At 49.2% G+C, this 1354-nt stretch carries 1 protein-coding gene; it reads right to left on the bottom strand.

Translation table 11 applies throughout. The features are described from left to right. Window positions 1-296: 296 nt before the first annotated feature. Window positions 297-1354 (bottom strand): cation:dicarboxylate symporter family transporter (locus NTD86_RS02835; protein ID WP_262200638.1); only part of this gene is annotated, 1058 nt, incomplete at its 5' end.

The following is a 1354-nucleotide window of genomic DNA, read 5'->3' as shown; positions in this document are numbered from 1 at the left end:
TAAAAGGTGGGAAGCGCTACAGCCAGATGACTCAAGTCCAACTGCAACGCGCAAAGCCATTTAAACTTGAATGGTCACCACTTATCACAGGATCGATCAGCCTGAATGAACAATACCTAATAACAATTAGTTAGTTCACGCAAACACGTATATTCAATAGTCACCATGTTGAACACCTGACAACCAGTAAGCCTTATTTAATCACAGTGCTTAAATTGCAATATCGAGCATCAAACAGGTTGACCGCTTTGTGCAGTGAGTTAAATAAAATGGCTTTTATTGGGAAGCAATAAAGATTATCTGGCGCGATGCACTGATTCCTCGAAGGACGTTTCACTGATAGGTAACGGGGTTATATCCCCTTGCCATTTAGCAATGACCAACGGCGCCAAAGCATTACCCAGCACATTGAGTGTGGTTGTCGCCATGTCGATAATGCGATAAATACCGGCGATAAACGCAATCCCTTCCAGGGGAAGTCCAGCACTGGCCAGCGTAGCCGACAAGATGATGATCATAAAACCCGGCACACCAGCAGCGCCTTTGGACGTTAAGACCATGGTCACCACCAACATCGCCTGCTGAGCCAGTGTCAGCTCAATGCCATACAGTTGTGCCACGAAAAGAGTACCAATACCCAAAAATATTGCCGCCCCATCAAGGTTGAACGAATAGCCGATCGGTACAACAAAACTGACCAGCTCTCGCGGAGCACCGAACGTTTCCAACTTGACCATTAACTGGGGCATTACCGCCGCAGAACTGGCCGTGGAAAATGCCAGCACTATTTCATCTTTGATATGGCGTATCAGCGCAATCATGGAGATGCCGAAACACTTGGCCACAGAGCCCAATACCACCGCCCCAAACAGGAACATCGAAAAGTAAGCGACGATAACCAGTTTGGCCAGAGGCAGTAACGAGGAAAAACCAAAGTTGGCAACTGTGACCGAGATCATTCCGAAGACGCCGATGGGCGAGTAAGCCATCACCAGCGACGTCACACGGAACATGGCATCGCTGATGCCTCGGAATACATTGAGCACCGGTTCTTTGCGTTCACGCGGCAAACTGGAAAGCCCCACCCCGAACATCACTGCAAAGAACAGGACCGGAAGCAAATTGCCTTTGGCCATTGCCTCTACGATGTTTTCCGGAACAATACTCAGAATCAGTCCGGCCCCGCTTTGCTTAGTACTGGCGGGAAGTGAAACCGCCACCGCATGCAGACTACTGAGATTGGTGCCCGTACCAGGCTTGAGCAGATTGCCCATGACCAGGCCGTAAACAATGGCAACCGTGGTAACACAGAAGAAGTAAATGAGTGTTTTTGCCCCCATTCGCCCCAACGATT

This window comes from Pseudomonas sp. 7P_10.2_Bac1 (genome assembly GCF_025465935.1).
Lineage (GTDB): Bacteria > Pseudomonadota > Gammaproteobacteria > Pseudomonadales > Pseudomonadaceae > Aquipseudomonas.
Note: the sequence above shows the minus strand (reverse complement) of the source record. Positions and strands in the feature narration are given on the sequence as shown.